Annotated in this window: 3 protein-coding genes and 1 pseudogene; 2 read left to right on the top strand and 2 right to left on the bottom strand. The window is 61.3% G+C overall.

Features of this window, described 5'->3' with window-relative positions; all coding sequences use genetic code 11:
* Positions 1–91 precede the first annotated feature (91 nt).
* Positions 92–1,330 carry an acyl-CoA dehydrogenase family protein gene (locus NUV89_RS27515; RefSeq protein WP_257783791.1) on the bottom strand — a complete coding sequence of 413 codons (1,239 nt, stop codon included), beginning with the start codon at positions 1,328–1,330 and terminating at the stop codon, positions 92–94.
* 251 nt (positions 1,331–1,581) lie between these two features.
* On the opposite strand from NUV89_RS27515, the gene sfnG reads away from it, so the two are divergent.
* Positions 1,582–2,667, top strand: coding sequence for a dimethylsulfone monooxygenase SfnG (gene sfnG / locus NUV89_RS27510; protein ID WP_257783790.1), 1,086 nt, complete (start codon positions 1,582–1,584; stop codon positions 2,665–2,667).
* Here the strand turns inward: sfnG and NUV89_RS27505 are convergent.
* Positions 2,666–3,112 (bottom strand): annotated as a pseudogene (locus NUV89_RS27505) (GNAT family N-acetyltransferase); the annotation flags it as partial. The gene sfnG and the pseudogene NUV89_RS27505 overlap by 2 nt on opposite strands.
* A 142-nt stretch (positions 3,113–3,254) precedes the next feature.
* Here NUV89_RS27505 and NUV89_RS27500 point away from each other — a divergent pair.
* Positions 3,255–4,793 carry a RimK family protein gene (locus NUV89_RS27500; protein WP_257783788.1) on the top strand — a complete coding sequence of 513 codons (1,539 nt, stop codon included), beginning with the start codon at positions 3,255–3,257 and terminating at the stop codon, positions 4,791–4,793.
* Positions 4,794–4,890 lie beyond the last annotated feature (97 nt).

Genomic DNA, 4,890 nt, shown 5'->3' with positions numbered 1-4,890 from the left:
TCAGTGAATACATCTTTGACTGACACACCGCGTTCGCGAGCAAGCCCGCTCCCACACAAGCCAGCTCCCACATTTTTAACCGAAGCTGGCCTTAGGCTTTTGCCGGGCCATTGCCGATCTGCCACACAAACGGCGGCTCAGTCCCGTTGATAACCCAATCCCCGACAATCCGCGCCTTGTAGATCACCGGATTATGCGACGACACCGTGCGCGCATTGCGCCAGTGCCGATCCAGGGCTTTGCCCTGGCGCACATCCGACGCCCCCAGCGCGTTGAACAACTGGCTCGTCGCCCGCTGAATCAACTCCGACACCACCACCTGCGCCGTCGCCGATTCAATCTCGGCCGCCACATTGGCGGCGCGCTCGACGGCATCATCCCCGCCAAACCGCGCCACATAGGCCTGCTGTGCCGGCAATGTGGCTTTCAACGCACTGGCTTCGGCGGCGTAGACCAGCGCCGCGACGTCTCCCACCACCTGTTGGATCTGCGCATCCGCGCTGACATGGGGCGCATTGCCATGGCTGTAGATGCGCTTGCGGCTGCGCACCTGCTCGGCCACGTCGTTAAGCGCGGCGCGGCCGATCCCGGCCAGGCTGGCCAGTAACACCAGTTGGTAGAACGCCGTCTGGTATTTGAAGCGCGTGGCAAAGTCGATCACGTTGTCCGCTTCCACCACGGCGTTGGTAAAGCGCGAGGTGCCGCTGCCGGTGGTGCGCTGGCCAAAGCCGTCCCAGTCGTCGCTGTGCACCACGCCGGGCTGGCGGGCGCGGGTGGCGGCGATGACATCGCCCTGGGTGTCGCTGCGTTGGGCGTATACGTCGATCCAGTCGGCGAAAATGCTGCCGGTGCTGTAGAACTTTTCGCCGTTGAGTGTCCAGTTTTCACCGTCTGGGCTGACCTGGGTGACCACATCGCCAATGGCCACGTTGCCGATTTCGGTCCAGGCACAGCCGACGATATCGCCGTCGACAAAGCGCTTGAACCACAGGTCGCGCCCCGCGCCGGGCGGCGAGTTGAGGCGGTCTTCGGCAAACGCAAAGTGCCCGCGCAGGGCCTGGGGGATGTTGGAGTCGGCGGCGGCCAGCTCGATCAACAGTTCAAACAGCTGCGGCAGGGACGCGCCGCCGCCACCGTATTCCACCGGCACGCGCACGGCGCCAAAGCCGGCTTCCTTGAGCCACTGGATCGGTTCATGGGGCAGGGTGCGGGTCTGTTCGCGCTGCACGGCGCCTGCGGCGATGCGTGCGAAGATCGGCCGGAAGCGCGCGGCCAGCGTGGGGTAATCGACGCCGATGGACAGCGGGTTGATGACGTGGTGTTCAGTCATGGGGGACGGCTCCTGTGGGCAATGCAGTGGTGATTGCACAGTCCGTGCCGGGTGCGCGAGCCCGTGTTTACGGGGCGCAAGCCGCAGCAACTGTTGCCCTGGCAACAGTGGATCGACAAACCGTCGCGATCTGCGACATCGCTGCGGCGCCTCGCCGTTTGCCGCAACCCGCCTGGCGCGGGCGTTTGGCGGGGCTGGCACGCTTGCTGCTCAAGCCTTAAGTACATCCCCTATGTACGAGGTAGTGTCCGATGAGTCAGCAGCCTGTGAAATTTGCCTACTGGGTACCCAACGTCAGCGGTGGGTTGGTGGTCAGCAAGATCGAGCAACGCACCCACTGGGGCATCGATTACAACCGCAAACTGGCGCAACTGGCAGAAGCCGCCGGCTTTGAATACGGCCTGACCCAGATCCGTTTCACCGCCGGCTACGGCGCCGAGAACCAGCATGAATCCGTGGCGTTCAGCCATGCACTGCTGGCGGCGACCACCACCCTCAAGGTGATCGCCGCGATCTTGCCCGGGCCGTGGCAACCGGCGCTGGCGGCCAAGCAGCTGGCGACGATCGACCAGCTCACCAACGGCCGTATCGCGGTGAATATCGTCAGCGGCTGGTTCAAAGGCGAGTTCCAGGCCATCGGCGAGCATTGGCTGGAGCATGACGAACGTTACCGCCGCTCCGAGGAATTTATCCGCGCGCTCAAAGGCATCTGGACCCAGGACGATTTCACCTTTAAGGGCGACTTCTACCGCTTCAACCACTACACCTTGAAGCCCAAGCCGCTGGGCCAACCGGAAGTGTTTCAGGGCGGCAGTTCACGGGCGGCGCGGGACATGGCCGCGCGCGTGTCGGACTGGTATTTCACCAACGGCAACACCCCCGAAGGGATCAAGGCGCAGGTCGATGACATTCGCGCCAAGGCGGCGGCCAACAACCATTCGGTGAAAGTCGGGGTCAACGCCTTTGTGATTGCCCGCGACACCGAAGAAGAGGCCCGCGCCGTACTCGCCGAAATCATCGACAAGGCCGATCCCGAGGCCGTCAACGCCTTTGGTGACGCGGCCAAACAGGCGGGCAAAGCCTCACCGGAAGGCGAGGGCAACTGGGCCAAATCCAGCTTTGAAGACCTGGTGCAGTACAACGACGGCTTCAAGACCAACCTGATCGGCACCCCGCAGCAGATCGCCGAACGCATTGTTGCGCTCAAGGCGGTGGGCGTGGATTTGGTGTTGGCGGGCTTCCTGCACTTCCAGGAAGAGGTGGAGTATTTCGGCAAGCGTGTGTTGCCACTGGTGCGCGAGCTGGAAGCCAAGGCCGGGATCAAGCAGGTGGCGTAAGCAAGGGTTTTTCCAGGCGTAGGGCGCTGGTGTGGTCGGCGTAGTAGTCGTCGACCTGGGCAAAGCGCCGGTAGCCGTTGCGCTCGTACAAGCCCAGGGCGCCGGGATTGTCGGTACGCACCTCCAGGCGCAAATGGGTGCAGCGGTGCGCCACGGCGCAGGCTTCGATGCGGGCCAGCAGTTGCTGGCCCAGGCCCATGCCGCGCGCCTGTTCGGCGATGGCGATGGAGTACAACCGCGCCCGCGTGCTCCTGCGGCGTAACAGCAGCAGGGCATAACCGAGCAGGTGCCCGTCACGCGCCACCACCAGCAACTGGCCGTGGGCGCGGCTGACCATCCAGCGCACACTGCGCGGTGAGAGCCGATCACTGATAAAACATTGCTGCTCCAGAGCGATTAACGCGGGTATATCCGTGGTGCATGCAACGCGAAAGGAAAGTGCCATATAACCGCCGTAAAAGTTGCGTAACGAAACGGGACTTCTCTAAAAGATCGTGCTTAATAGAAAAGGTCGAGTTCTCTAAAGCGGATCAAATACTATGTCAGCGGTACAAGGTCATTGGCGTGAAGTATCCGAGCAAAGTGTCATGGCGACAATAACTTCCAACGGTTATTTTTCCGCGACGTCGAAACCGTCCAGTCAAGTAGTCATCATCGTTGAACGTAAGGAAGATTGGGCCTCCTATTTCCCCAGCGAAGACATCGTCACCGCCCAGGAATACCTCGAACAAACCCGCGACAGCGACGTGGGCAAGCGTGTGCAGGTCATCAACCTGTGCCGTAGCTACAAGTACCTGGGCCACGGCTACTACTGTTCGCTGCTGGCCGAGGCACGCGGGCACAAGGTGATTCCCTCGGTGCGCACCATCAGCGAACTGACGAAAAAGTCGTTATACGGGCTGGCCCTGGATAACTTGGACAAGACCCTGGATAAAGCCCTCAGCCATCACCTTTACAGCAATACCGAAGGCTTTACCCTGACTCTTTATTTTGGCCGGACGACGATAGAGCCATTGCAGGATTTGGCCCGCGAGTTGTTTGAAACCTTTGCCTGCCCGATTCTGTTAGTTGAATTCAAAAAACATAACGGCTGGCATATCGAAGGCGTCAAGTGCGGCGCGCTGCATAAGTTGCGTGATGACCAGGAAGATCAATTCGCCCACGCCCTCGACAACTTCAGCCGCAAGATCTGGCGCCAGCCGCGCTCGCGCCGGGTGGCCCGTTATGACCTGGCGATCCTTCACGATCCCCTGGAGCAATTGCCGCCGTCCAACCCCAAGGCCCTGGAGCATTTCATTCGCGTGGGCAAGGGCCTGGGCATCGATGTGCAGTTGATCGAGCGCAAGGACTACGCGCGCCTGGCCGAATACGACGCCTTGCTGATCCGCGAGACCACCAGCGTAGACAACCATACCTACCGCTTCGCCAAGAAAGCCGAAAGCGAAGGCCTGGTGGTGATGGACGACCCGGCGTCGATCCTGCGGTGTACCAACAAGGTCTACCTGGCCGACCTGCTCAACAGTCATCAGCTGGGCATGCCCGCCACCGAGATCCTCTACAAGGAGCGACCGGAAGACTTCGAGCGGGTCGGCGAGCGGCTCGGGTTTCCGTTGGTGCTGAAGATCCCCGACGGCTGCTTTTCCAAGGGCGTGATAAAGGTGGAAAGCCAGGAAGCCTTGCTCAAGGCCACCGCCGAGTTGTTCGAGCATTCGGTGCTGTTGCTGGCCCAGGAGTTCTTCTACACCGAGTACGACTGGCGCATCGGCGTGCTCAACCGCAAGCCGATCTTTGCCTGCCAGTACTTCATGTCCAAGGGCCACTGGCAGATCTACAACCACAAGGCCATCGGCCAGGCCATCAACGGCGAGTGCCGCACCCTCGCGGTCCATGAAGCGCCGAAGGCGGTGGTGGAGCTGGCGGTGAAGACCGCCAACCTGATCGGCGACGGCCTCTATGGCGTCGACCTCAAGCAGTCCGGCGACAAGGTGGTGGTGATCGAGGTGAACGACAACCCGAATATGGACGCGGGGATCGAGGATGCCTATTTGCAGGACGATCTGTATGGGTTGGTGCTGGAGGAGTTTGTGCGGCGTTTGGAGTTGAAGCGCCAGGGGCAGGGTTGGTAAGACTGTTGAAGAGTAACTGTGGGAATGGGCTTATGTGGGAGCGGGCTTGCTCGCGAAAGCGGTGTGTCAGTGAACACATCCGAAACTGACCCGCCGC

The organism is Pseudomonas sp. 18.1.10 (genome assembly GCF_024655625.1).
Classification (GTDB): domain Bacteria; phylum Pseudomonadota; class Gammaproteobacteria; order Pseudomonadales; family Pseudomonadaceae; genus Aquipseudomonas.
Note: the sequence above shows the minus strand (reverse complement) of the source record. Positions and strands in the feature narration are given on the sequence as shown.

Bases quoted from the DNA above. Each gene is read 5' to 3' on its own strand.
- NUV89_RS27515 (WP_257783791.1), bottom strand. From the start codon at position 1,330: ATGACTGAACACCACGTCATCAACCCGCTGTCCATCGGCGTCGATTAC.
- sfnG (WP_257783790.1), top strand. From the start codon at position 1,582: ATGAGTCAGCAGCCTGTGAAATTTGCCTACTGGGTACCCAACGTCAGC.
- NUV89_RS27500 (WP_257783788.1), top strand. From the start codon at position 3,255: ATGGCGACAATAACTTCCAACGGTTATTTTTCCGCGACGTCGAAACCG.